The 25374-nt window shown below is 62.4% G+C and carries 26 protein-coding genes and 1 pseudogene; 19 read left to right on the forward strand and 8 right to left on the reverse strand.

Annotated elements, in window-relative coordinates; translation table 11 throughout:
* Positions 1-7 precede the first annotated feature (7 nt).
* Entirely contained in the window at positions 8-946 is a 939-nt protein-coding gene (locus NKJ89_RS14730; protein ID WP_352603395.1) for a diacylglycerol/lipid kinase family protein, read from the reverse strand.
* Between the two features lie 692 nt (positions 947-1638).
* On the opposite strand from NKJ89_RS14730, the gene NKJ89_RS14735 reads away from it, so the two are divergent.
* The 3 genes from NKJ89_RS14735 (at position 1639) to NKJ89_RS14745 (ending at position 3924) form a co-directional block, all read left to right on the forward strand.
* Positions 1639-2073 (forward strand): DUF4383 domain-containing protein, encoded by a 435-nt coding sequence (locus NKJ89_RS14735; protein WP_023761251.1) that lies wholly within the window; start codon positions 1639-1641, stop codon positions 2071-2073.
* Between the two features lie 6 nt (positions 2074-2079).
* Positions 2080-3210, forward strand: coding sequence for a hypothetical protein (locus NKJ89_RS14740; protein ID WP_352603398.1), 1131 nt, complete (start codon positions 2080-2082; stop codon positions 3208-3210).
* A 192-nt stretch (positions 3211-3402) separates the two neighbouring features.
* Positions 3403-3924, forward strand: a complete 522-nt coding sequence (locus tag NKJ89_RS14745) for a hypothetical protein (protein ID WP_023809774.1) — start codon at positions 3403-3405, stop codon at positions 3922-3924.
* A 67-nt stretch (positions 3925-3991) separates the two neighbouring features.
* On the opposite strand, the gene NKJ89_RS14750 is transcribed toward NKJ89_RS14745, so the two are convergent.
* From NKJ89_RS14750 to NKJ89_RS14760, 3 genes are all read right to left on the reverse strand, one after another.
* Positions 3992-4522 carry a dihydrofolate reductase family protein gene (locus NKJ89_RS14750; protein WP_352603400.1) on the reverse strand — a complete coding sequence of 177 codons (531 nt, stop codon included), beginning with the start codon at positions 4520-4522 and terminating at the stop codon, positions 3992-3994.
* Positions 4523-4618: 96 nt separating this feature from the next.
* Positions 4619-5251: a hypothetical protein gene (locus NKJ89_RS14755; RefSeq protein WP_352603402.1), complete on the reverse strand. Its 633-nt coding sequence runs from the start codon at positions 5249-5251 to the stop codon at positions 4619-4621.
* Positions 5252-5269: 18 nt separating this feature from the next.
* On the reverse strand, positions 5270-6892 hold the full coding sequence (locus tag NKJ89_RS14760) for an FAD-binding oxidoreductase (RefSeq protein ID WP_352603404.1): 1623 nt from the start codon (positions 6890-6892) through the stop codon (positions 5270-5272).
* Between the two features lie 198 nt (positions 6893-7090).
* Between NKJ89_RS14760 and NKJ89_RS14765 the strand changes: the two genes are divergently transcribed.
* Positions 7091-7585 carry a YegJ family protein gene (locus NKJ89_RS14765; RefSeq protein WP_352603406.1) on the forward strand — a complete coding sequence of 165 codons (495 nt, stop codon included), beginning with the start codon at positions 7091-7093 and terminating at the stop codon, positions 7583-7585.
* Positions 7586-7598: 13 nt separating this feature from the next.
* On the opposite strand, the gene NKJ89_RS14770 is transcribed toward NKJ89_RS14765, so the two are convergent.
* Both NKJ89_RS14770 and NKJ89_RS14775 read right to left on the reverse strand, forming a co-directional pair.
* A complete protein-coding gene (locus NKJ89_RS14770) occupies positions 7599-8567 on the reverse strand; it encodes a hypothetical protein (protein WP_352603408.1) in 969 nt (322 codons plus the stop codon).
* Positions 8568-8655: 88 nt separating this feature from the next.
* The gene (locus NKJ89_RS14775) at positions 8656-9687 is read right to left on the reverse strand and encodes a CapA family protein (protein WP_352603410.1); all 1032 of its coding nucleotides are present in this window, start codon (positions 9685-9687) and stop codon (positions 8656-8658) included.
* Positions 9688-9794: 107 nt separating this feature from the next.
* Here NKJ89_RS14775 and NKJ89_RS14780 point away from each other — a divergent pair, with 107 nt between their 5' ends.
* The 10 genes and pseudogenes from NKJ89_RS14780 (at position 9795) to NKJ89_RS14825 (ending at position 21420) form a co-directional block, all read left to right on the forward strand.
* Positions 9795-11051: a hypothetical protein gene (locus NKJ89_RS14780; RefSeq protein ID WP_352603412.1), complete on the forward strand. Its 1257-nt coding sequence runs from the start codon at positions 9795-9797 to the stop codon at positions 11049-11051.
* A 434-nt stretch (positions 11052-11485) separates the two neighbouring features.
* Complete coding sequence (locus NKJ89_RS14785) at positions 11486-13129, forward strand: DUF2778 domain-containing protein (protein ID WP_352603414.1); 1644 nt, start codon at positions 11486-11488, stop codon at positions 13127-13129.
* A 125-nt stretch (positions 13130-13254) separates the two neighbouring features.
* Positions 13255-16455: an excinuclease ABC subunit UvrB gene (uvrB, locus tag NKJ89_RS14790; protein WP_352603416.1), complete on the forward strand. Its 3201-nt coding sequence runs from the start codon at positions 13255-13257 to the stop codon at positions 16453-16455.
* 126 nt (positions 16456-16581) lie between these two features.
* Positions 16582-17487 (forward strand): DMT family transporter, encoded by a 906-nt coding sequence (locus tag NKJ89_RS14795; protein WP_352603418.1) that lies wholly within the window; start codon positions 16582-16584, stop codon positions 17485-17487.
* Positions 17488-17792: 305 nt separating this feature from the next.
* Complete coding sequence (locus NKJ89_RS14800; protein WP_352603420.1) at positions 17793-19319, forward strand: ABC-F family ATP-binding cassette domain-containing protein; 1527 nt, start codon at positions 17793-17795, stop codon at positions 19317-19319.
* Between the two features lie 140 nt (positions 19320-19459).
* Positions 19460-19740 (forward strand): annotated as a pseudogene (locus NKJ89_RS14805) (type II toxin-antitoxin system RelE/ParE family toxin).
* 9 nt (positions 19741-19749) lie between these two features.
* Positions 19750-20049, forward strand: a complete 300-nt coding sequence (locus NKJ89_RS14810; RefSeq protein ID WP_352603422.1) for a HigA family addiction module antitoxin — start codon at positions 19750-19752, stop codon at positions 20047-20049.
* 141 nt (positions 20050-20190) lie between these two features.
* Positions 20191-20364 (forward strand): hypothetical protein, encoded by a 174-nt coding sequence (locus tag NKJ89_RS14815; protein ID WP_352603424.1) that lies wholly within the window; start codon positions 20191-20193, stop codon positions 20362-20364.
* Between the two features lie 182 nt (positions 20365-20546).
* Complete coding sequence (locus NKJ89_RS14820) at positions 20547-20969, forward strand: VOC family protein (RefSeq protein ID WP_031260733.1); 423 nt, start codon at positions 20547-20549, stop codon at positions 20967-20969.
* A 97-nt stretch (positions 20970-21066) separates the two neighbouring features.
* Positions 21067-21420, forward strand: coding sequence for a DUF1428 domain-containing protein (locus tag NKJ89_RS14825; protein WP_352603426.1), 354 nt, complete (start codon positions 21067-21069; stop codon positions 21418-21420).
* Positions 21421-21429: 9 nt separating this feature from the next.
* Here the strand turns inward: NKJ89_RS14825 and NKJ89_RS14830 are convergent, their stop codons facing one another.
* Both NKJ89_RS14830 and NKJ89_RS14835 read right to left on the reverse strand, forming a co-directional pair.
* The gene (locus NKJ89_RS14830; protein WP_352603428.1) at positions 21430-23082 is read right to left on the reverse strand and encodes a tetratricopeptide repeat-containing sulfotransferase family protein; all 1653 of its coding nucleotides are present in this window, start codon (positions 23080-23082) and stop codon (positions 21430-21432) included.
* A 169-nt stretch (positions 23083-23251) separates the two neighbouring features.
* Positions 23252-23476: a hypothetical protein gene (locus tag NKJ89_RS14835; protein WP_352603430.1), complete on the reverse strand. Its 225-nt coding sequence runs from the start codon at positions 23474-23476 to the stop codon at positions 23252-23254.
* Positions 23477-23803: 327 nt separating this feature from the next.
* Here NKJ89_RS14835 and NKJ89_RS14840 point away from each other — a divergent pair, with 327 nt between their 5' ends.
* From NKJ89_RS14840 to NKJ89_RS14860, 5 genes are all read left to right on the forward strand, one after another.
* Complete coding sequence (locus tag NKJ89_RS14840; RefSeq protein ID WP_352603432.1) at positions 23804-24010, forward strand: cold-shock protein; 207 nt, start codon at positions 23804-23806, stop codon at positions 24008-24010.
* 144 nt (positions 24011-24154) lie between these two features.
* Positions 24155-24424, forward strand: a complete 270-nt coding sequence (locus tag NKJ89_RS14845) for a hypothetical protein (RefSeq protein WP_352603434.1) — start codon at positions 24155-24157, stop codon at positions 24422-24424.
* On the forward strand, positions 24421-24687 hold the full coding sequence (locus tag NKJ89_RS14850) for a hypothetical protein (RefSeq protein WP_352603436.1): 267 nt from the start codon (positions 24421-24423) through the stop codon (positions 24685-24687). Before NKJ89_RS14845 ends, NKJ89_RS14850 begins: the two co-directional genes overlap by 4 nt.
* A gap of 41 nt (positions 24688-24728) precedes the next feature.
* Positions 24729-24866, forward strand: a complete 138-nt coding sequence (locus NKJ89_RS14855; RefSeq protein ID WP_164482279.1) for a hypothetical protein — start codon at positions 24729-24731, stop codon at positions 24864-24866.
* Positions 24867-24965: 99 nt separating this feature from the next.
* The gene (locus NKJ89_RS14860; RefSeq protein ID WP_352603438.1) at positions 24966-25190 is read left to right on the forward strand and encodes a hypothetical protein; all 225 of its coding nucleotides are present in this window, start codon (positions 24966-24968) and stop codon (positions 25188-25190) included.
* Positions 25191-25374 lie beyond the last annotated feature (184 nt).

The following is a 25374-nucleotide window of genomic DNA, read 5'->3' on the forward strand; positions in this document are numbered from 1 at the left end:
ACTTGATTCAGTATCTGAGCGTCAGAGCGCCGGGCAAGATCTCGAAGGTCGCGGGTATGCGTCCGGGCGACTCGCCGTCTATGTCGACCAGCGCGCCGTTCTTCTCCACATCGCCGAGCGGCTCGACCACCACTTTCCTGCCGCGCAGGATGGTGATCGCTGGATGATTGCGGTGCCGGCCGCCATAGAGCAGGCGGATGTCCCAGATCAGCTTCAGCTTGCCGGCGGCGCGCAAGATAACGATGTCGAACTGCCCGTCGGTCAAATCGGCATCTGGGGCGATCATCATGCCGCCGCCGAAGAATTTGCCATTGGCCACCGCCACCAGCGCCATGCGCGCCTCGACCGGGGCGCCGTCATCGACGGTGATCCTGACGTCCTGGAAGCGGTAGCGGATGAATTCGACCACGGTGCGCCACAGGAACAGCGCCTTGGCCGACATCCTGCCCTTGCGCTTGTCGGCATTGACGGCACGGTCGGTGGCGCCGGACAGGCCCAGGCTGGCGATGTTGATGAAGTGGCGGCTGGCCAGCGCGCCATGGTCGTCGATGTAGCAGATGCGGCCGGCATCGACCTTGCGCGCCTTGGCTTCAGCGATCCGCTTCAGCACCGCGTCCACCTCTTTCGGCAGGCCGAGGCCGCGCGCGAAATCGATGCCGGCGCCGCACGGCAACAGACCGAGTTCGGTCGTCCTGCCGCCCTCCTGGATCGCCTGCAGCAGCCCGTCGGCCACTTCGCTGGCGGTGCCGTCACCACCGGCAGCGATCACCAAATTGAAACCTTCAGCCGCAAGATCGAGCGCCAGCCTTTCTGCATCGCCTTCTGCCTGCGTTTCGCGCAGTTCGAATTCGCCGAAATGACTTTTCAGCGATGCCGCGACATCGGGCCAATGCCGTTTCAGCCGGCCGCCGCCGGCAATCGGATTGAGAACCACCCCGACTTTCAAAAGCACCCTCCCGCAAAGACATCGAAGCGCTCGGCACCTCGAATCCTTTGCCGGCATTGAAGCCCGCACCGGTCGGCAGGGCAAGGCCGAATGTCTACCGATGCCGCCCACCCTATGACGGATCGGAAAATCGCATTCTCCTTGGTTGGTCCCCGATAATCCCGCTATCCACAGGCCCTTGGCCATTTCGCAAAGCCCTTACCCGGCATAAGTTAAACCCATCTCAGGCGGCTGCCCGATCGCCCAGCCGAAAGGCGAAGTGAAAGGCGGATTTCCTGAGGCCCGTACGGACCGAAGCGGGAGCAGGCTTGCCTGTTTCGAGGGTCGGAGCCGAGACCTACGGGGCCGCGGAAAGCGTCCCAACGCCGACGGCGGACCGATGCTGCCATGAAGGACGGCAAAAACCTTCGATGGTGCGCAGGGCAAAGCTCGCAAGGGTGGCGACCGGCGTGGTCCCGAACGGACGCTGCTTTCGGGTGGCGGACTGGCAGGACCGTCAAAATCAAGGCCGGCAAGGCGCGACGACTTTACGGAAGTTGCTGCCGCGACCGTGTCCTGATCTGACAGGGAGGCGCTGGGAGAGATCCCGGCGCCGACTGTCTTTTTGACCCCACATTTTTACGGTTTTCGTTGGGGCTGCAACCGGCGGCAAAATCGGCTAACGTTCGGCGTCACTCGGAGGGGGACACTTCATGACGCTCATCCAGAAGCTTGCCGTTGCCTATGCCTTCCTGTTCTTCGGCGTCGTCGCCATCGGCTACATACCGCCGTTCAACGATGCTGACGGCAATCTGTTCGGCCTATTCTCCCTGCAATGGTATGATGATCTGCTGCATGCCTTCTCCGGCGTCTGGGCGCTGGCCGCCGCCTTCATCTCGCACCGGCAGGCCGTGTTCTATTTCAAGCTGTTCGGTTCGGTCTACCTGTTCGATGGCGTGCTCGGGCTGATTACCGGTTCCGGCTGCCTCGATGCCGGCATCTTCATCAACGGCTTCCGCTCCCTCAACGACATCGAGTTCCCGGCCCGCTTCTTCGCCAACCTGCCGCACATCGTCATTGGCGGCTTCGCCGTCTATGTCGGCTTCTGGCTGGCAAAGCGCATACACGATCACTTTGCCACGGCCTGATCGGCCATGTTCCTGTTTCGCTGGCTGAAGCGCATCATCAAGACGATCCTCTGTCTGATCGTCATCGTTATCCTCATTCCGATCGCCGGGCTGAGCTATGGCTTCCTGACGACGTCGTCGCTCGACAAGGCGCCGCTGCCCGGCATTGCCGACGGCGCTCCGCCCAAGGCGCTGGCCGACAAGGTCCGCGCCGAGATCCCCGGCTACCAGCGACCGGAGGAATCGACCTTCCTCACCTATCCGGAATGGGCGATCGTCTATGCCGCGCGCGAATATGCCGGCTTCGTCGCCAAGGACCAGCCGAGCGGGTTCCCCTACTGGTCCTATGTCGGCCGCTTCTGGCAGGACTACGCCATGGTGATCCGCGCCAGCTCTCCCTACAAGTTTAACTACGCCAACCACCAGATGCTGGTCATCATCGGCACCAGCCACTCGATCGAGCATATCCTGCAATGGGCCTATGAGAACACTGTCGGCCGTATGACCGAGGCGACAGCAGGCAAGCGAACCGCCGTCGACATCTATCAGGCCAAAGTGGCGGCCGATTATGCAGGATTTCTCGACCAGGTGCCGTGGTACCAGTTCCCCTATGCCGAGAAACGCGCGGGCCTGTTTGCCGTGCAGCCGGCGCCGGGCGACAGTTCCATCCGCACCAGCGAACGCAAGCTGGCATTCGGCCTCGCCGACACCATCAAGCAGGCCTATGCCGACCTGATCAAAAAGGCACTCGCCGCCACCACGAACCCGGCCTTTCTCGATATCCATGTCTGGGCCAAGGGGCCGGTCGGTGAAGCCACGCGCGACGAGCCGGACACCTTGCTCGAACGCGACCTGGGCGCCGATGGCACCATTTTTTTCACCAAGCGCTATCAGGTGTTCACCGAAATGATTCCGCGCCTGATCGACAAGGGCGTGTCGTTCGTCGAGATCGGCGGCAACGACGAGATCATGGTCACCATACTCTCCACCGACTCGATCGCCATCCCCGGAGGCATGCGCATCCTGTTCAGCTATCCTCTGCCGGCAGATCCGGCAACGCGCCGCACCGGCATGGTCGTCGCCGTACGCAAGCTGCATCTCGTGCTGCCGGCGCTGATCAAGTCAGGCGCCAGGCTCGAACATGTCTATGACTACTGAGACGATCCGGCCACGTTCCGCAAAGATCGGCTATCGCGAGCGCCCCGCCACGCTCATTCCACAATCGCGGCCAAATCCCGCCTTGTTCGCGCGCGATGGAATGTTGCATGTCGCCCAAAAGCGGAAACCGGTTTTGGGATCATGATATGCACCTGAATGGGCTGCCAGGGGGCATCTCGAAGGGACGAGACCGTGATCAAGACCGCCCTTGTCGCCATGACCATCGTCGGCTGCGACTGCGACGCCAAGCTTTGCGAATATATCGGCGAGACGCCGGCCAAGTGGTCGACCGTCGCCGAGTGCGAAGCGGCGATGAAAAGCCAGATGCTGCACGAGCGGAATTTCAACTATCCGCTCGTTTCCGGCATCTGCCGCACCAAGGGCTCGTCGTCCTCGTCGCAGTTGGCCGCGACCGCGTCGCGCCCTGAACTGAAGCCCGCCAGCCGCGTTGTCAGAACCGAAAGCCCGTTGCCGCCTGAACTGAGCCATCGGCCGAGCGTTTCGGTCGGTTCGCCGACGACGGCGATGGAAGCGGACGCCGCCCGGCCCGTCGCCTACGAACAGGTGGTCGATGGCGGAACCGGCGTGCTCTATCGCACGAAGAACGGCTACGCCGTGGTCAAGACCGATCTTGGCCGCGCCGCCTCGGCGACCGCCGACGCCGCGAAACGCTCTGTGAACTGGCTGGCCGGACTGGTGCCGAAGGGCCTGTAATCCCGCAAGGGTCTCGGTTTGACGACCGCAACATGCGGCATCCTATCGTCGCACCGGGTGTCCGTGATTAGGCAGGCACATAGGTCAACCTGATCACGTCATCGCCAATCAGGTCGCTGGCCACAAAGCGAAGCGGCGGCCGCGGGCCGGCGAAGAATGGCTTACCATGACCAAGCACGAACGGATGGAGGTAGAGTTGGTACGCATCGATAAGACCAAGGTCGGTCAGGCTTCGTGCCAGGTTTGGTCCAGAAACTGAAATCTCCCCAGCGAGTTGGGCCTTAAGCCCACGTATCACCGCCTCGACGTCGTCCGCGACAAGGGTGGCGTTGGGGCCGACCGACTTCAGCGTGCGCGACACAACCCATTTCGGTTGGCTCCGCCACGCCGCCGCGAATTCACGCGCCTCCGCGCCCCACTCTGGACTGTCTTCGTCCCAATAGCGCATCACCTCGTACATGCCGCGACCGTACACACTGCCGCTCAGGTTGCGCACTTGCTCTATCCAGTGCCGAAAGATCGTGGGCCCTGACGGCATTTTCATGTGGTCGACGTAGCCGTCGAGGGACTGGTTCATTCTGAAAATGAGCTTCGCCATGCTGTAAGACCTCCAATTCAGGGGTCGTCAGAATAACTTCGGGCGCCGTTACACAAAAGTGTGGACCCCAGCCGAAATCCAAACTGAGAGGCGATCCTAGCCCCCCTGCAATTCAACTTTCAGGCTCTGCCAGAACTTGTCGATCAGCGGCTTTTCGGTCGCCACGTCCTCTTCGGCAATGCGGGTGATGAACAACAGCCCATGTTCGGCAACGCCGGAGCCGACGATCTCGAAATCGGCCGTGTCAGTGCGTGTCTTCACCTGAGCGCGAATGCCGGTCAATTCCTTGCCGTCGGCGAGCTTGCGCGTCGTCGGCTGCTGCGTCAACTCAGCACCGGCCTGCACCGATTCCTTGGTCATCTCCTGCAGCATCAGCTGGCTGAGCGACACCGGATTCATCTTGCCGTATTCCTGCACGACGACGATCGTGCCCAGCGCCGACGCCATCAGGTACTGCGTGATATCATCGCCGAGATCAGTCTTGGTCACCGAAATGTCGCTCGGATGGACGAAGGAGAAATCGCTGCCGGAAAAGGTGGCGAAGTCGTTGCGCTCGAGCGTCACCTTGCTCTTTCTGCCGCCGGGCAGCGTCATGCTTGTGCTCTCGCCGGGATCGATATCGACGGTCACACCGTCGATCGTCAGCTTGAAAGCCTTGATATCCTCGGCCTGGACCGGTCCAGCGCACAGCGCAATGAGGGTGAGTGCCGCCGCCGATACCATCCGCATGGGTTGTTCTCCTGCTTTTTATGCCACCCCGCTCAGCGCCTTGATGGCACGGTAGAAGGTCGAGGAAAACAGTTCCGTCGGGTCATATTGCCGCTTTGTCGCCAGGAAGGCCGGCAGTTCGGGATAGGAGGCCAGCAACTCCTTGGCCGTATAATGCAGCTGGTAGGGCAGGAAGAACCGGCCGCCATATTTGATCGTCACATCGATCAGCGCCCGGGTCAGCGCCCGCATCCTGGCATTGCCGTCGGCATCGGTCGGCTGGTTGATGTAGAGCACCAGCGAATAGGCCGGCTCCGGCGCATAGGTCAGCGCCACATCCTCCTTGTGAACGATGCGCACCGAGGCGTTGAGCACCGGCAGCGACTGATTGCGCAGGATCTCGCGGGCTTCCGTGATGAATGGATTATACGCGGCGCGTGGAATAAAATATTCGTGCAGAATGTCGGTCTCATCCAAAAGATCGTTGAACAGATACGGTACTGAATCGTGCATCGGGTTGTTGCGGGTGACGAGGCAGGCCTCGCCTTCGGCCATGGCCGAGGTGCGCGCCACCGTGCAGCTTTCGAATTTCGGCTCCAGCGTCTTTTCGGTGAACCACTTCAACTCCTGGAACAGGCTGCCCCATTTCGCCATGTTGATGATCACGCGCTTCAGCCCGACCGAACCCGGCTCGCCGATCGCGGGCTGATCCGCCGGCGGCTGCTCGGCCACCTTGTCATAGCGGTAGACGATCATGTCCTCGAGGAAATTGCCCGGCGCCGTCGACAGATGGCCGTAAAACAGACCGATCGTCCCGTTCGGCTCCAGCACCTCGGCGAAGAATTTCGGGAAATCGTCGGATTTGATGATTTCGCGAGAGGTCCGGTAGACGGCGTTGTCGACGATATCGAGAGTCGCCTCCAGCACAACGCCGAACAGGCCGTAGCCGCCGACGACGTGGCGGAACAAATCGATATTCTCGCTGGGCGAACAGGTCGTCACCGAACCGTCGGCCAGCATCACACGCATCGAGCGGATCGAGCTTGCCACCGAACCCGCCTGATGGTCCATGCCGTGCGCATTGACCGACAGCGAGCCGCCAACCGAAAAGATGTCGGTCGACTGCATCGCCTTCACCGCGAAGCGCGGATGCAAGAGGTTCTGGATGTCGTGCCAGCGCGCGCCCGGCTGCAGCGTCATGGTCTTCGCCGCGGCGTCGACGGTCACCTTGTTGAATTTTCTGAGGTCGAGTACCAGCGCATTGTCGTCGAAGGCATGCCCGCCCATCGAATGGCGGATGGCCGCCAACGAGACCTTCAAGCCATTGGCGCGCGCGAAGGCCAGCGCCTTGGCGATGTGCTCTTCCTCGCTGACTTCCACCACGCCATAGACCGGCGTCTGCGACAGGCCGCTGGCATCGTTGATGTCGCCGCCCTTTGCCGACCAGGGCAGCGATGCGTCAAAGGCCGGCGCATTCTCCAGCGGCTTCAGCGGCAGCGCGATGCCGTCGATATCGGCGATGCGGCCTGCGTTCTTCGGTCCCAAAGGCCCGCGCGCCAGCCGTGCCACGGTGTTGCCGCCCCACAGCACCGCGCCGCCAACGACAGCCGCACCGAGTAGCAATCGCCGCGACAGCCGAAATTCTTTTTGTTGCCCAGCCATGGATATCCCCCGTTGGCCAAGGGATAGCGCGGCCTCCTGGCAAAAACCATAGCGGTCGGTCGGAAGAGCGTTCCGCCAGAAAATCGATATGAATTATGGTCGGCTCAATTACGCCAAAAACCGAATGAAACTCGCGCCTGGGTTGCAATCTCGGAATGAATGCACCATGGTGGCCGCGACTACGGTGAGGGGCCTTCCATGAAGCTTGCAATCCGGACCATGATGTCCCTGATGCTGGCGCTTGCTACGGGATCGGCCGGTGCACAAGGCGCGGACCCAGGCGACGACAAGACGATTATCTTTACCCCGGGCGATCCCGACATGGCGGCGGCGACCGCCCAGGCACTCGCCAGCCTGGATGAATTCCTGGCGCTGTCCGAGGCACCTCCCTCCGGAACAGACAGGTTCAAACTCAAGGTCAAGGTGCGGGACGGGAATGTCACCGAACATTTCTGGGTCATACCGTTCCGCCGCACCGAGACCGGATTTGCCGGCATATTGGCGAACCAGCCGGAGGAAGTGCGCAACGTCGTCCTCGGCCAGAACATAGAATTCACCAGGGACGAAATTTCCGACTGGGGATACACAAGCGACGGGCATCAGGTCGGCAGCTTCACCGTCTGCGTGATGTTCAAGAAAATGTCGAAAGAAGAGGCAGACTACATGCGCGACAAATATGGCTTCGACTGCTGACGGCGAGGCCCGATTAACTGATCTCGTCCTTCGCGCCGATTTTTCGCACCAGCGCCGCCGTCGCCAGCATCGCGCCCATGTCTGATATCATCGGCGCGACATGCGTGGTGTAGTCGAGCGGCACTGAAATATCCGGCAGTTCGAAGAAGTTCTTCGTCTGCGGCAACAGCAGGAAGCCGTCGCTGCCGTTGAGCGCGACGCGGGCCGGGTCGTCCGGCCAGGTTTCGCCAAGCCATTTCAGGGCCTGCGCCAGCCGGCCGGTCACCAGCGGCCGCGCCGCCTCGACGTTGTCGCTGCGGAATTCATAGGCGGCGTCGAGTTCGGGCACACCGGACGACAAATCCTGCATCTTGCCGGCGAACATGCCGCGGAAGAAGCCGACGACCGCATTGGTCCGGCGCGTCGCCACCAATACCCCCGGGAACGGCTCGATCGCTTCGAAAGCGACAATGACACCCCTGAAGACTGTCGATGAATCCTTGCGCGACCCTACTCGCAGTTCTGCTTCGTAAAGCTCGAACGGAAACTCTTCGTAACGGCCCGAAACGACATCGTCGAACGACTGCTTGTTGAAGGCGCCAACCGCCTCGCGCGGCAGCCGGTCGAAAGAGTTCGGCCTCCCTCCATGCTGGTAACGCATATCCGCGATGAAGCCGAAGATGATTGGCAGCAGCGTCTCGCGGAAAGATTGCTGCAGCCGCGTCGCCGGTTTCATGGCCTGGAAGTAGAGCACGCTCGAAGCCACCAAGCCGATGCCATAGAGAAACACATGTGGCGTCGAGAACCATTGCTCGTTGGGGTCGGCGACCTTGTTGAACAGCCAGGCGACCAGCATCACGAACACCAGCACCAGCCCGACGAACACCGGCGCCCGCCAGCGCACCTGGCGGACCGCCGAGGCCCTCGCTGCCTCATAGGCCTCGATATCCTTCCGGATGCTGGCAATCACCGCCTCGCTCGGCATGAAATCCGACGTTTCCACCGCCGCCCCCGCAACCTGCCTCTGCCGTCGCATGATAATCGGTTTTGCAGGGGCCGCCAGACGGCTAAGCAGTGACGCTCTCTTCGCTTTAAGAGGCAGGAAAGATCGCTCTCAGCCGACCCTGGGCCTTGCCGCGCATTTGCCCCACCAGTGCCTCCACCGGTACCAGCCGCTCATGGTCGCCGGCGCGCAGGCGCATGAAGGGATGCAGCCGGTATGACGCAATGGCGCCGCGTGTGTCGGCATCGGCACTGACTTCCACAACGAAAATCCCGCCAATACGACCCGGCCATGGCTGGCAGGCAAAGGCGGTGCTGAGGAAATCGCCGAGCCCATAGGCAACGATCGTCCCGTCGATCCGCTCAACCGGCTGCACGACATGGGCGTGGTGGCCGGCGATCAGCCCGACGCCTTGCCCGGCCAGTCGCCTGGCCAACGCTCGTGTTTCAGTGCGCGGAAAATGCCTGAACTCCCAGTCCCAATGCGGCACGGCGCAAAGAAGATCGACACCGTCACGCCGCCGGCGGACCTCGTCACTGTCCATCGATACGCGCCCGGCGAACAGATTTTCATCGGCGTTGCGCCACAGCGTGAAGGCGGCGAAGCCGATATCAAGCGGTCCGACCTGGACAGGCACCACCGGGCCATTGGCGGCCAGGCCGACCGTGCGGATCCCAAGCCGCTGCAACGCCGCGACCGTCTCGTCGAAACCGGCGACGCCCTGGTCGAACACATGGTTGTTGGCCAGCGACAGCACGAGCTTTTCGCGCGCAATGCCGACCGCCGCGAGCGCCTCGGCCAGGAAGAGTTCGCTCATCGCATGATGCGTGCCGAGCCTCGTCCCCAGCACCGCGCTTGGTCTGTCCACAACAGGGCTTTCGCAATTGCCTATCACCAGATCGGCAGCGCCGAGCAACGCCTTGATCTCCCGATCGCAGTCCGGCGCGCTGCGGTTGGCCACCGCCGAGATGTCGCCGACGAAGGCAAGCCGCACCGCCCGCTTCGGCGGGTCCATCAGCATTCCCGCCATCGGCGCAAAGTCTCGTGCGTCGCCGGCCAGCGAGGGCTTCAGGAAACGCGGCAGCCAGGACAGCTTGTAGGAAAGCGGATAATTCGACACGCGGCGCCCATTTGTTTGCCTTGTGTAGACCGTCCTCGGGACGGGTTGAAGCGCGACGCTCCAAATGGTGTATATTTGCTCTGCGCGACAAAATATTGGGGGGAAAGATGACACGACTGGCAAGCCTGCTGACATCCGCTTTCATGCTGATTGTGCCGCTGTCTTCCGCATCGGCGGCAATGCCCGAAGCGGCATCCGCTCTGTTCGAGGCGAAAACGGTGGCCGGGCGCGACAGCGCGCTGTCGACGCTGGAGGCCGCCGCGCCAAAAGACCCGGCATCAGCCTATGCCGCCGGCGCCGGCGAGTTCTTCACTGCGCTGGAAATCCTGGCCAGCGGCCTCCATCGCCATGGCTTCGAGAGCCCGCAATCCTTCATGCTGCCGCTGATGCGGCTGCCGGTGCCGGACAATCCCAACCCCGAGCGGCTGACCTATGAGCAATTCCGTGACATCCTGGTCGCCTTCCGCGACCGGTTGGAAAAATCCGCCGCAACGTTTGCGGCGGTGCCGGCGGACGCCGATATCGGCATGGCAATCGACCTCACCCACACCGGCATCGACCTGAACGAGGACGGCACGATCGCACCTGATGAAAGCATGGCGGCGATCATTGCCTCACTGTCACACGGCGGCATCTCGTCGGACGCCGCCGCCCCCATCCTCACATTCCGCTTCGACCGCGCCGACGGTTTCTGGCTGCAGGGCTATGCGGAGTTCCTGATGGCGCAGACCGATTTCTGGCTGGCGCATGATTTCAGGAGCACTTTCGACGGCTCGTTCCACATGCTGTTCCCGCGCGCCAAGCTGCCGTTGCAGGACATTCTCGTACCGCCGGCCGGTGATATGGGCAGCAGCATCTTCTCCTCGGAGTGGCGCATCGCTGATTTCATCTCGCTGGTGCATCTCGTCAACTGGCCGGTGATCGAGCCGGAGCGCCGGCAAGCGGCGCGCCGCCATCTGCTGGAAATGATCCGGCTGTCACGCGAGGACTGGAAGGCGATCCGCGCCGAGACCGACAATGACCGTGAATGGCTGCCGGGTCCGCAGCAGAAAGGCGAGAACCCGCTCACAGGACTCGACGTCGGCGAGGAGCAGGTCCAGGCCTGGCTCGCCACCTTGACCATGGCCGAGGACCTCCTGGAAGGCCGTGTGCTGCTGCCGCATTTCCGCATTGCTGATAAGGGCATCAACATGAAGCGCTTCTTCGACGAGCCCAAAAACTTCGACCTGGTCCTGTCGATCACCGGTCCGGCAATCGCGCCCTATCTCGAAAGCGGCAGGATCCTGACCAGCGACGATTTCGACCAGATCCAGCGCCAATTCGGCGGCGGTGGTTTTCTGACCTTTGCGCTGTGGTTCAATTGAGGTGCCACTCAAGGCGGCCGTCCAGGCGAAGAAATTGTGACAGGCAGGCAACAGTTTTACCTGAGACAGGCGCCTATTTGGGCAATTTTCACCGGCAGCCGTTTCGTTCCATTTATCGCTGAAGGCGCCGCGAAAAAATTTAGAAACGGCTGTTTTGCTTGACTCGGCGATCAAAAGCAGGCAGCAAAACTGCGTCGGAAGGGCGACAACACCACTTTCCTGGCCGTGGACGAAGCCTTATTTGGCCTAAATCCACATTTCGTCGTTGGTTTTGAGAGGGATTGATTAACCAACTTTGTCCATATTTTGAAGCAATCGGCAACCAATGACAGACGCGGCAAACGCGTCGGGGACCACCTGGGATCACTCACAGAATGGTCGTCGCGGCTATTACAGCCGCGGACGTGGGAGCCGCTTGGAGCAAGATTGGTTGCATGGCGTTGTTGAGTAAAAAAATTGTCGGGGACGAGCGTTGGGACGGCGAGAACGCCTGTGACGCGCCACGTGCCTCTTCCTTCACCCCTGAACGGATCGTCCGCTGGGTCGCGGTGCCCGGCGCCAGTGCTGCCGTTGGCCTGTGGTTGATAGGCACCATGGCTGGCCTCAGTTCCGTCGGCGCCTCGCTTTCGGCGACATCGGGTGGCCTCCCGCAGACCCTGTCGATGCCGGGATCGCTCGCCCTGGCCGATCCGTTCAAGCAGCATTGTCTGAGAGCACCCTTCGTGCTTGCCAATGCCAATGGCGGCACGCAAGCCCTTCACGACCATGCCGTGCAGTGCGGTGCCAGCTGCTTCAAGCTTGCCCGGTTGAGCCCGCGGGCGGAGAAATCCGCGCGCCTCGTGGCGCAGGCAAAGCCCGTTCCCACTGCCGCAAAGTCGAAGTCGCAGGAGCGTTTCGAGCGCATCGAAGCATCGCTTTCGCCGATGAAGCTCGCCGCTGCCTTTGCCGGCGCTGGAAAGCCCGTGGTCGTGGCCAACGCGCCGGTGCACCCTGTTATTTCCACCGTCGCGCCGCAAATTGCCGAAGCGTCGCTGGTGCCATCCGTCAAGGTTATGGCCAGCCTCTCGGAAGACATGCCCGCTCCAGCGGCCGAACGCTTCGCGCGGCTGGATAACGGCTCGGACGTCGTGCAGACCGCGCCGCAACCGATGGGCTTTGCCCAGTCGGACACGCAGACGCCAGGCAATTCGCAGTTGGCGCTGGCCCTCGTGCAGTCGCTGCCAGTCGACGACGAGGCGTTCGCCTCGCCGCTGCCGATCGAGGAATCCCCGGCCGACGTCGCGGTTTCGCCTGTCGAAACCCAGCAGGACCAACCAGGCGACGCCGCCTCGCTGCCGGACGCGCTCACCGACGACGTGCCGTTGCCGACCCGTCGCCCTCAGTTCGACGCCCCGCAGCCCAAGGACACCCCGCAGCCCAAGATTGTACAGCAGTCCAAACCTGTTCAGCAGACGAAGCCTGATCAGCAACCGAAGCCGGCTCGCGAGACCGTCCAGCAAGCCCAGACTGCCCGACCGGCCAAACCGGACCGGCAAGGACGGCCGGCCGATGGCAGCGGTGTGCTGGCCTATGCCAAGCCGGACACGCCGTCGGGTGGCCTCGGCAAGGCTTTCAGGAACCTGTTCAACTCGCCGGGGTCCAGGAGCGGAGCCGGCAATGGCGTCGCCGTCTACGACATCAGCGCCGGGACCGTCTATATGCCTGACGGTTCGAGGCTCGAGGCGCATTCGGGCATCGGCGCCATGACGGACCAGCCGCGCTATGCCGACCAGAAGAACCGCGGACCGACACCGCCCAATACCTACAATCTGTCGCTGCGCGAGACGCGCTTTCATGGTGTGGAGGCCTTGCGCCTGACACCGGCCGATGGCCGCAACAAATACAATCGCGACGGCTTTCTGGCCCATACCTACCTGCTTCGGGGCCGCTACGGCCAGTCGAGCGGTTGCGTCGCCTTCAAGGACTATGCGCGCTTCCTCGCCGCCTACAAGAAGGGCAAGATCAACCGCCTCGTCGTGGTGCCGCGCCTGAACGGATCGCCGACCCGCGTTGCGGCGGATAACGCGCGCGGCGCCTGATCCTTCCGGACAGGCACGCGGCCGCCGTTTCCTCCTGACAGCCTACTGTCAGGAGCCGCATCTGGCGAAGCGCCTCATCTCATCCCACTCTTTCCATTTTGGCCAGGAAATCCCATATTCGGGTCATGGCCAAATCTCCCGATAAGAAAACGCCGCCGACGGCGAATGACGACCGCGCTTCGCCGAAGCGGCGCAGTCCGCTGACCGATTTCCTCGACGCCTCGGAGCCCTTGCACAGAGGCGGTTTCGCCGAGATGCCGCAGCCGGAGCTCTCGGGCACGCCGCTGACCAGTTCAATTGCGGATTGGGCCGAGCAGATCGAGGAGGAAGCCGAAAAGGAAGGACGTCGCCAGATCTCCCCCCTCGAGGGGGAGATGTCGCCGAAGACGACAGAGGGGGTCGTCACAGAAGGCACCGCCGGGACGTCGAACCCGGTCGAACCGACCCCACCCGGCGGCTCCGCCGCCACCCTCCCCTCGAGGGGGAGGGAAAGCGCCAAGTCGAAGAAGATACCCGAGCGCTCGAGCTCGCCGGGGCGCAGCGCGCGCGGCACCTCGATGGGTGGCGCGGCATCAGCCAGGGAGCGCACGGCAGCCGGCCTCAATCCGGTCGCCGGTCTCGACATTTCGTTGGAAGACGCCGAGACGATGGCCTCGGGCAGCGTCACCGCCACCGTCGCCGCGCTGTCGGCGCTGATCGAGTCCGGCAATCCGCTGCACAAGGACGGCGTGCTGTGGACGCCGCACCGCCCTGCCCGCCCGGAAAAGTCCGAAGGCGGCATCGCCATCAAGATGGTGTCGGATTTCGAGCCGGCCGGCGACCAGCCGACGGCGATCAAGGATCTGGTCGAAGGCGTCGCCAACAACGACCGCACCCAGGTGCTGCTCGGCGTCACCGGCTCCGGAAAAACCTTCACAATGGCCAAGGTGATCGAGGAGACGCAGCGCCCCGCCCTGATCCTGGCGCCGAACAAGACGCTGGCAGCCCAGCTTTATTCCGAGTTCAAGAAATTCTTCCCCGAAAACGCCGTCGAGTATTTCGTCTCCTATTACGACTATTACCAGCCGGAAGCCTACGTCCCGCGCACCGACACTTTCATCGAGAAGGAATCCTCGATCAACGAGCAGATTGACCGCATGCGCCATTCGGCGACGCGCTCGCTGCTCGAGCGCGACGACGTCATCATCGTCGCCTCGGTGTCCTGCATCTACGGTATCGGCTCGGTCGAAACCTACACGGCGATGACCTTTCAGATGCAGATCGGCGACCGGCTCGACCAGCGCGCTTTGCTCGCCGATCTCGTTGCCCAGCAGTACAAGCGACAGGATGTCAATTTCGTTCGCGGCTCGTTCCGCGTGCGCGGTGACACGATCGAGATCTTCCCGGCCCACTTGGAAGATCGTGCATGGCGCATTTCGATGTTCGGCGACGAGATCGAGCAGATCACCGAGTTCGACCCGCTGACCGGCCAGAAGACCGGCGAGCTGAAGAGCGTCAAAATCTACGCCAATTCGCACTATGTGACGCCACGCCCGACGCTGAACCAGGCGATCAAGTCGATCAAGGAAGAGCTCAAGCACAGGCTGGGGGAACTGGAGCGCGCCGGCCGCCTGCTGGAGGCGCAGCGGCTGGAACAGCGCTGCCGCTTCGACCTGGAGATGCTGGAGGCCACCGGCTCCTGCGCCGGCATCGAGAACTATTCGCGCTATCTCACCGGCCGCCAGCCGGGCGATCCGCCGCCGACGCTGTTCGAGTACATTCCCGACAATGCGCTGGTCTTCATCGACGAAAGCCACGTCACCGTGCCGCAGATCGGCGGCATGTATCGCGGCGACTTCCGACGCAAGGCGACGCTGGCCGAGTACGGTTTCCGCCTGCCGTCCTGCATGGACAACCGGCCCTTGCGCTTCGAGGAATGGGACGCCATGCGCCCGCTCTCCGTCGCCGTTTCGGCAACCCCGGGCGCTTGGGAGATGGAACAGGCCGGCGGTGTCTTCGCCGAACAGGTCATCCGCCCGACCGGGCTGATCGACCCGCCGGTCGAGGTGCGCCCGGCCAAGAGCCAAGTCGACGATGTCGTCGGCGAAATCCGTGACACCACCAAGGCTGGCTATCGCACGCTGGTGACGGTGCTGACCAAACGCATGGCCGAGGACCTGACCGAGTATCTGCACGAACAAGGCATCCGCGTCCGCTATATGCACTCCGACATCGACACGCTGGAGCGCATCGAGATCCTGCGCGATTTGCGCCTTGGCGCCTTCGACGTGCTGGTCGGCATCAATCTTTTGCGCGAGGGCCTCGACATTCCCGAATGCGGCTTCGTCGCCATCCTAGATGCCGACAAGGAAGGTTTCCTGCGTTCTGAGACCTCGCTCATTCAGACCATCGGCCGCGCCGCCCGCAACGTCGACGGCAAGGTCATTCTCTATGCCGACCAGGTCACCGGCTCGATGGAACGGGCGATGGCCGAGACCAACCGCCGCCGCGAGAAGCAGATGGAGTGGAACGCCGCCAACGGCATCACTCCGGAATCGGTCAAGTCGCGCATCTCCGACATTTTGGACTCGGTCTATGAGAAGGATCACGTCCGCGCCGACATCTCGCAGTTCACCGACAGCGCCGGCGCCATGATGGGCAACAACCTCAAGGCCCATCTCGACGCGATGGAGAAACAGATGCGCGACGCCGCCGCCAATCTCGATTTCGAGAAGGCGGCCCGCATCCGCGACGAGATCAAGCGCTTGCGTGAGATGGAACTGTCCATCTCCGATGACCCGCTGGCCAAATACGCCGACATGGAAAGCCCGGTCTCTGGCCGCGAAAAGGGCAAGCACAACAAGGGCGTAGCCAAGCATCGCACGGCCGAGGAACAGGAGCGTTTTCGCAGGCTCGACGAAGTGCGTGCCGCCGAAGAGGCGGCCAAGGCTGCCCGCCCCAACCTCTTCCGCAAGCCGGCGCTTGGCGAGATGGGCGCCGATGGCGCCGTGCCGGCGAAGAAGCCGCTATTCGCCAAACCTTCGATTGACGACATGGGTCCAGGCACGGACATGCCGACCCCGGCCGGTGCGGTATCGCGCTCGCTATTCAAGAAACAGTCGGCCGAAGAGGCACATGGCAGCGATTTCGGCATTCCCGGCGAGCCGGTCAAACCGCTGTTCAAGAAGAACTCACTCGATGAGATGACCGTGCGGCGAACCGAGACGCCGATCGAGGGTGACAAGCCGGTCAAGCGTGAGCGCGCCGGCATCGGCTCGTATGAAGATCCTGGCGACGCCCGCCGGGAAAAGCGCCGGCCGGGGAAGACAGGCAGACCGGGACGGTAGGGCCTGGAGTCACACTGTCGACTGGCTGGACCACGCCCCCAGCCTTGTCAGTTGCCAGTCGAAGCGATACGGGCCACGGCAGCTTCTCCGCTCCCAACGCAAGAAACTCCCACGGCCGCCCGCAGAATGAAACCCAAGGACATCGCCGCCTATATCTTCCTGGCCATCACCTGGGGCTTGTCGTTCCTTGTTCTGCTCAAGGTGGTGCACGCCTTCGGCTGGGTCGGCGCGGTCACCTTGCGCTCGCTGATCGCCGGCATCACGCTCCTGCTGCTTGCCGCCGCGACCCGGCGCCGGCTCGATTTCAGCGCCGGCTGGCGGCGCTTCGCCGTTGTCGGCGCGACGACGGTTGCCGCGCAGCTTATCGGCCTATCCTATGCCACCCCGCGCATCGGCACGGCGGTGGCGGCCATCCTTGTTGCCGCGATCCCACTGTTCTCGATGATCCTCGGCCAGCTATGGGGGCTTGAGCGCATCACCGTTCGCGGGCTGGCCGGCCTGCTGCTCGGCGCCTTCGGCATCATCGTCCTTGTCGGCTTTCCCGCGGTGCCGATCACGGCATCCTTCGCCTTCGGCTGCGCCGCCTCGCTGTTCAGTTCCTTCTCGGCCGCTTTCGGTAGCAATTATGCAAACCGACATCTGCGCTCGGCCGGCTCGTGGGAACTCACCAGTGCCGCCTTCCTGTTGGGCGGGCTGATGACGCTGCCACTGCTTCTCGCTGTACCGGTGCCGGCGATGCCGCGCGCCATCGACTTCCTCTATCTCGCCGTCCTCGCCTGCATGATGAGCGCGTTGACCTACATCGTCTATTTTCGGCTGGTTGCCAGTATCGGCGCGACCAGGACGATCAGCGTCGAATTCGCCGTGACCGTGATCGCGGTGTTGGTCGGCACCAGCATGCTTGGGGAATCGCTGACCGTAATCCAGGGCTTCGGCGCTGTCGCGATCATCGGCGGCTGCATACTGGTGCTCGATCCGTTCCCGCGCCGGGTGAAAGCGGTAGCCTTGCCTTCCGCCCCGCCTTTGGTGTAGTCAGTCCGCACACTCGAACGTCTGGAAAGGAGGGCTGCGTGTTCGATTTTTCTCGTCACCATCGTCAGCGTGGCCCGATTTCTGCCCTGCGAGCTTGCTTGCAGGGCTGACCAGGGACGGTCCGGGTTTTTCCCGCTTCGATTTTTTGGTCTGCCCTTCGTGGTGCCGCAACGCCGAACCTGATGGCCGGTGGGCGCACCGTCAAAGTGCATTGAGCCGCTAGAGCATGATCCCGAAAAGTGGGAACCGGTTTTCGGAAAAGATCATGCTCCGACAAAGAGGCGGCCAAGACCAGAGAAATCAAAATGGCCCTGATCAGCCTCAAATCCCTCGGCGTCACCATGAGTGCGCCGCTGTTCTCCAAGCTCGACCTCACCATCGGCGGCGGCGACCGGCTCGGCATCGTCGCAGCCAACGGCCGCGGCAAGTCGACCTTGCTCAAATGTCTGACCGGCGCGATGGAGCCGACCTCGGGCGACATCACCCGCACGCGCGGCCTGCGCGTCGGCCATGTCGAACAGTCCGTCGCTCCAGCCCTTCTCAGCCATACCTTCCATCAGGTGGTGGCCGACGCCCTGCAGCCGGAGCAGGCCGACAGCGAGGTGTGGCGTGTCGACGTGGTGCTCGATTCGCTAGACGTGCCGGAGCCGATGCGCGAACGGCCAATGCAGGCACTGAGCGGCGGCTGGCAGCGGCTGGCACTGATCGCCCGCGTCTGGGTCACCGATCCGGATGTGCTGCTGCTGGACGAGCCGACCAACCATCTCGACCTTGCCCGCATCAGCCAACTTGAGACCTGGCTGAACACGCTGCCGCGCGAGGTGCCCGTCGTCATCGCCAGCCACGACCGCGCCTTTCTCGACGCCACCACCAACCGGACGCTGTTCCTGCGCCCTGAACGGTCGCCGGTGTTTGCCTTGCCCTATTCACGCGCCAGGCAGGCGCTCGACGACGTCGACGCCTCGACGGAGCGCAAGTTCCAGCGCGACATGAAGGTGGCGCAGCAATTGCGCCGGCAGGCGGCCAAGCTCAACAACATCGGCATCAATTCAGGTAGCGACCTGCTGACGGTCAAGACCAAGCAGCTCAACCAGCGCGCGGAAAGACTCGAAGAAGCGGCGAACCCGGCACATCGCGAAAAGTCGGCCGGTGCCATAAAACTCGCCAATCGCGGCACGCACGCCAAAGTGCTGATCACGCTTGACGACGTGGCTGTCGAAACGCCCGACGGCACGCTGCTGTTCAGGACTGGCGAGCGCCACATCTGCCAGGGCGACCGCATCGTCCTGCTCGGCCGCAATGGCGTCGGCAAGTCGCGCTTCGTCACCCTGATCCGCAACGCCATTGTCGAACCGGACACGGTGCGGAATGTGAAGGTGACGCCGTCGACGGTGCTCGGCTACAGCGATCAGGCGCTGTCCGGCATCAGCGGCGACGACACGCCGCTGGGGCTGGTCTCGCGCCGCTACGATGTCGGCGAACAGCGCGCCCGCTCGTTGCTGGCCGGCGCCGGCGTGGTCATCGAGATGCAGGAGAAAAAGATCGGCGTGCTGTCCGGCGGCCAGAAGGCGCGGCTGATGATGCTGGCGCTCAGGCTCGCCAACCCCAACTTCTATCTGCTTGACGAGCCAACCAACCATCTCGACATCGACGGCCAGGAAGCGCTGGAAGCGGAGCTGCTGGCGCATCAGGCAAGCTGCCTGCTCGCCTCGCACGATCGCTCCTTCATCCGCGCCATCGGCAACCGCTTCTGGCTGATCGAGAAGCGGCGGCTGATAGAAGTCGAGGACCCGGAGGATTTCTTCCGCTCGGTGGCTGAGGCGGAAGGGTAACGATTTTGGCGGCGTGACGGTATCCATGCCTGTGAAATTTCGGCCGATCGACATCAGTTCAAAATTTCGTATCACGATATGAGACGTTTTCTTGACTTACGAAGCGTATCATGTGAAGGTACGCTGCTCGGATACGGCAGATGATACGCTCGTTCAAGGACAAGACCAGCGAGGCCGTTTCGAACGGCAAGGCTCCGAAGGGGTTCCCGTCGGACCTTGTCCGGTCAGCCAGCGAAAGCTGTTCATGATCGACAATGCCGCCGAACTATCGGACCTGAAGACGCCTCCCGGCAACCGGCTTGAGCCGCTGAAAGGCAACCGTGCCGGTCAGCATTCGATCCGTATCAACGATCAGTTTCGCATTTGCTTTCGCTGGGTGGATGGACAAGCCGAGGATGTCGAAATAACCGACTACCATTGAGGTTTTCAAATGCTGAACATCAACCCACCTATTCATCCGGGAGAAATCCTCCGCGAGGAATATCTCATGCCGCTTGGCCTGAAACCTTACACGCTGGCCAAGAAGCTGCATGTGCCGCGCACACGCATCGAGCGCCTCGCCAGCGAGACAACACGGGTGACGCCCGACACAGCGCTACGCCTTGCGAAATTCTTCGGAACCACGCCGCAGTTCTGGATGAACATGCAGGCGAGCTACGACCTGGCTATCGAGGGAGAGGCCAAGAAGGCCGATCTAGAAACGATCGAACGTTTGGAAACGGCTGCCTGAAGTAAACCGCGTTGGCAACACCTGCCTTGAGCCGACTACGGAGGCAGCTAAAAAAATCGACCGTCTGTCGGATGACCACCACGCGCCACGTCCTTGGAATGCCGACACGATGATGCCGGCTTCAACCGAGGACAAAGCATCATGTTCACCCTGTCATCCATAGGCCGCATCACCACCCGTTACATGAAAGCTCGCGCCCGCTATCGCAGCGAGCGCGCTCTTCTTTCACTGCCGATCGAATTGCGCAAGGACATTGGCTGGCCGGAAATCGGGATCGATGCGCAAAATGCCCCTCATATCCGCAGAGAATCCTGACCGAAGCGACCGCTGACCAGTCATACCTATCGCCCGAAAGCGGTGTCGCCTGCATCGACAGGCGCATTTCGAAAGCCTGGCCTATCCAGGGCCGGTCCGCCAAAAAATTTGGCGGCCATGTAGCATTGCCGCCGCCTCATCCGGCCTATGGCTCGCAAGGCCAAACGCAAAAGGAGCAAGACATGACTGATCAGACCCCCGTTCAGCCCGCCGCTAAAGTGCTCGGCGGATTGACCCCTTATCTGCAACTTGACGGCGCCTTCAAGGCCGCTGAATTCTATAAGAAGGCCTTTGGCGCCGAGCAGGTGTTTGCTTATCCGCCGGACGAAAAAGGCCGCACGATGCACATCCATCTATACGTCAACGGTTCGACGTTGATGCTGGGCGATGCCTATCCTGAACACGGCCATCCGCACAAGGATGCGCAGGGCTACACGCTGCAGCTGCACCTCCAGGACGACACCATTGAAACCTGGTGGCAACGCGCGATCGATGCAGGCTGCGAGGAAGTGGTGCCGCTGCAGGTCATGTTCTGGGGCGACCGTTGGGGTCAGGTTAGGGACCCGTTCGGCGTGGCCTGGGCGATGAACGCACCGGTCAAGTAAGATTTAGCGAGCAGCAACGCCCTACCCCACGGGGTGATGCGCTCATCTGCGCCGGGCTGCCGGCCCGGCGCCCGATTCCAGCAACAGGAGACCAACAATGTCCTATGTCGATGGCTTCGTGCTTGCCGTGCCAAAGGCAAGACTCGACGACTACAAGAAGCTGGCCAACACCGCCGGCGTTGTCTGGAAGGAGCATGGCGCGCTCGCCTATGTCGAATGCGTCGGCGACGACGTGCCCTACGGCGAGGTCACGTCCTTCCCGCGTGCCGTGCAGGCGAAGGACGATGAGATCGTCGTCTTCTCCTGGGTCGTCTATGGATCGCGTAGGAGCCGCGACGAAATCATGGCCAAGGTGATGGCCGATCCGCGCATGAAGCCGGACTGGTCGACCATGCCGTTCGACGGCAAACGCATGATCTTCGGCGGCTTCGAAACGTTCATGGAGCTGTAGGATTCCGCGTCAGGTCAGCCTATCCAGCAGCGGCTTCAGCCTGTCGCCATAGCGTTTCCACAGATCGACCGAGCCCTGGTACATCGGCTGGCGCACTTGTGCGGCGGAAGCCGTGCGCACCGGCCGGTCGGTCTTGTGGAAGGATAGCGCCGCATCGTCCCAAGGCAGGCCGAGATGGGCGATCAGCGCCCGCGTCTGGCCTTCCTGGTCGGCGACGAAATCCTCGTAGCGCACATCATGCACGACGCCTGGCAGCACCGTGTGCCAATGCGCCATGATGTCGGTGTACAGATTGTGGAAATCGGCCAGTTCGCCGAGATCGTAGCCATAGCGGTGACTGTCGCTGCGGAAATGCACCTTGTAGATCGACAGGCAGGTGGCCGCCGCATCGCGCGCGCAATGGACGATTTTGGCCTTCGGCAGCATCAGATGCAGGAACCCGATCAGCAGGAAATTGCCCGGCATCTTGTCGGTGACATGCTTGAAGCCGGGATAGCGGGCGTGCAGCATGTCGAGATAGGCCTCGCCGGCCTCGGCGAAAGCCTTGTCGGGCATGTCGGCAATCCCTGCCGGGAAGCCGCCCTTCATGGTCAGGGGAAACTGCTTGCCGACCGCCGTCTTCAGGATGCTGAGCTCGCCGGCACCGTGGACATGGGGATGGCTGGCGATGATCTGCTCGACCAGCGTCGTGCCCGAGCGCGGCATGCCGACGACGAAGATCGGCGTGTCGTCCTCGATCGTGCTCGGCTTGTGCTTCTCGAAGAAGCCGGCGGTGAAGGTTGCCTTCATCGCCTCGAATTCGGCTCGCGTCTTGGCCGCATCGTAGTCGATGCCCTTGCGGCGGATCGCATTGCCTTCGGCGAAATAGTCGAAGGCTCGGCCATAATCCTTCAGATCGTCATTGGCCTTGCCGAGACCGAAGGACAACTGCATGCGCGCCAGGCTGTCCTGCGGCGCCTTGGCATGCTGAGCTTCCATACTGGTCAATTCGCTATCACGTTCTTTCTGGCGCTTGACCTGCGTCAACATCAGCCAGGCTCTCGCCATGCCGGGGTCGACCGCCAGCGCCTGCCGGAACAGCTCGGCTGCTTCATCGAGCTTGCCCTTTTCCATCAGCCCGACGCCGAGCCCATGCAGCAGGTCGCCATCCTTGGGCCGGATCGCCAGCGCTTCGCGGAAGACGGCAAGCGCCTCGTCCAGGCGTCCCGCTTCCTGCAGCGTTTCGGCAAGACCGATGCGCGCGCGGACATGGAAGGGGTTGCGCCCGACCGTGCCGCGATAGATCTCTTCGGCGCCCTCGAACTGGCCGAGCTGCTTCAGTGATGAACCGAGATTGTCGCGCGCCGCCAGTTGATCGGGCCGCAGCGCCACCGCCTTGCGGAAGCAGTCGACGGCAGCGGCGACCCGGCCGAGGTCGCGCAGCACCGTGCCTAGATTGTTTTGAAAATCCGGATTGCCGGGCTGCAAGCGCACCGACTGTTCGATCAGGTCCAGCCCTTCGGCGCTGCGCCCGGTCTGGTGCTGCAGCAGCCCCAGGAAATGCGCCGCGGCGGCGTGATTGGCCTTCTGCGCCAGCACCTGCCGGTAGATCGCTTCGGCCTCTTGCCGACGCCCGGCCTGATGCAGCTGCAGCGCCTGCTGGACACGCTGGTCGAGCCCCAACGGCGGCTGTCCTCCAGCGCCAGATCTGGCTCCCGCGCCCGCCGCTCGTCTCTGATCTCTGTTGATGGGAACCTGCCGTGTTTTGTACGCCTGTGGCGATCTAGGCCATCGGCGCGGCAGGTTCAAGGCTTCGCTTGGTGTCTCGCTCGTTGCAACGGCGTGGAAGGGATCAAATTAGCCGGTTGGTCTCGGCGACCTGCCTGGCACGCCGAACTGTTCCATCGGTGTCGGCGATCCTTCGCCTTGCAGCCTCGTCGCTCCTGATGGTCAGTCGTGCCGACTTGACGATCATCGGCTTGCCGGCCGGGTCAGCGGCGATGGTGTGCATGACGGCTGGCTTGATGATCGGGTTGATCGCTACGGTCATGCCTCTAGAGGTTCTGACGGAAATCATGGTTTTCATCCTTCCAGAAATAAATAAAATGCAAGTTCCTGGACAATCGGCCCAGCGTGAATTTAAGCAATTTTTGAAAGTCGCCGACCCATATCAGACTTTTTCAAATAGTTACAGCGATCTATTTTTTTGCCATCGTCGGTGTTTTTCATAAATCTTCTTGAATAACGGGCCCTATCGGCCTATGTTAGCGATATCGTTTTGGGCCAGAATTGGCATCTCGCGGCGTCGGAGGTTCTCGACCCGCCATTCTTATTCCAATCATCGATATCGGGCGCGCGGTCCGTTTTGCTCCGCGGCCAGGTCTCATTCTTTCGAAAGATCCATATGAACACCGGAACCGTAAAGTTCTACAATGGCCAGAAGGGCTTTGGCTTCATTCAGCCGACCGAAGGCGGGAAGGACGTTTTCGTCCATGTCAGCGCGCTGGAGCGCGCCGGCTTCCCCGGCCTCGCCGAAGGCCAGAAGCTGCGGTTCGAGTTGGAGCGCGACACCAAGGGCCGCGAGTCGGCCGCCAATTTGCAATCGATCTGATCCGGCCGAATTCGATGAACGCTGACCACGGATGTACTGGCAGCTCTCGAAAGCGGCTTATTTCCAGCGACTGCCGGAAATAGGAAAGCGGGGTTCGTCCCCGCTTTTTTGCTTTCAGGACCGCTGCTTTGCATAGGTAAGACAATGCCGGACCGCACCACCCACTCCATCGCGCATTTCGCGACGCCCTTTGTGCTCGGCGGGCTGGAAGGGATACTGCCGGCCGGCGACTACGACATCGATCACGACGAAGAGCTGTTCGAGGGCATGTCGCGGCTTGCCTGGCGCCGCGTCGCCACTTTCATCCATCTGCCGGCAAGGGCAGTGAAAAACCCGCCCACCCGCCAGCTTGTCGCCATCGATTACCTCGAACTCGAAACAGCGCTGAAGCGCGACAGGGAGAATGCAGCATGATCCGTTTCCAGCAGAATGCGCGCCCGCGCACCGACACGCCCGCGCACCAGTTTGCGATCGGTCAGACAGTGCGCATGAAGAGCCGTATCGGCCTCGTCCAGAAGACCGCCGAACTGTTCCAGATCAAGAGCAGGCTGCCGGTCAAGGACGGCTCGCCGCAATACCGCATCCGCAGCGAGCAGGAGACCCATGAGCGGGTCACCACCGAAGACAATCTCGAACCGGCCGACAACCCGGTCGTTGCCAACGACCCGGTTGTCTGAGACCCCAGCAAAGCCAAGTCAGCACGCAACAGGAGCACGATATGTCCAAGGGTCAACAGCGAAGCAACCGCGAAACGCGCAAGCCGAAGAAGGACAAGGTCGTGGCCAAGCCCGCCTCCCCGTTCGGCTCGTCGGTCAAGCAGGCCGAGAGCAGCCTGAAGCCAAAGTCGAAGGGCTGACACAACTGGAGGGCGCCTCAAGCGCCTTCACCGTCGTCCCTGTGCGAGGCGGCGAATTGACTGAACAGGCCCGCGCAACGCTCTGCCACGGAGGCTTCCTTGAACTTCTTCATCGAGTTCTACCGGTCGCGCAACGCGGACGAAGCTACACTCGACAAGGTGTCACTAGAAGCTCCGAACCTGCGTGCCGCCCTGCAGGGCGCCACCGCGCTGTTCCACACACTGGCCATGCCGCAAATCCCCGATCGCCTGCGCATTTCCGACGACAATGGCAGCGAGCTTTACGCCGGCCCGGCTGATGGAGCCTATCCGACGGGAATTTGACCGAACGCCTCGGTTTTTCATTCTCCCCTTGGGGGGCCCGAAGGGCCGGCGAGGCTCCCGCCCCGCCCAAGCGGTGAATTGGCGCGCGGCACCGAGACGGTTGAGGCCGGCCCAACTCATAGGACCGAGCTTCGCTCGGCCACTTTCTCCAACAAAAAGGTGAGAAGGCAAGACACGCCTTGGC

The organism is Mesorhizobium sp. M0047 (assembly GCF_040323315.1).
Lineage (GTDB): Bacteria > Pseudomonadota > Alphaproteobacteria > Rhizobiales > Rhizobiaceae > Mesorhizobium.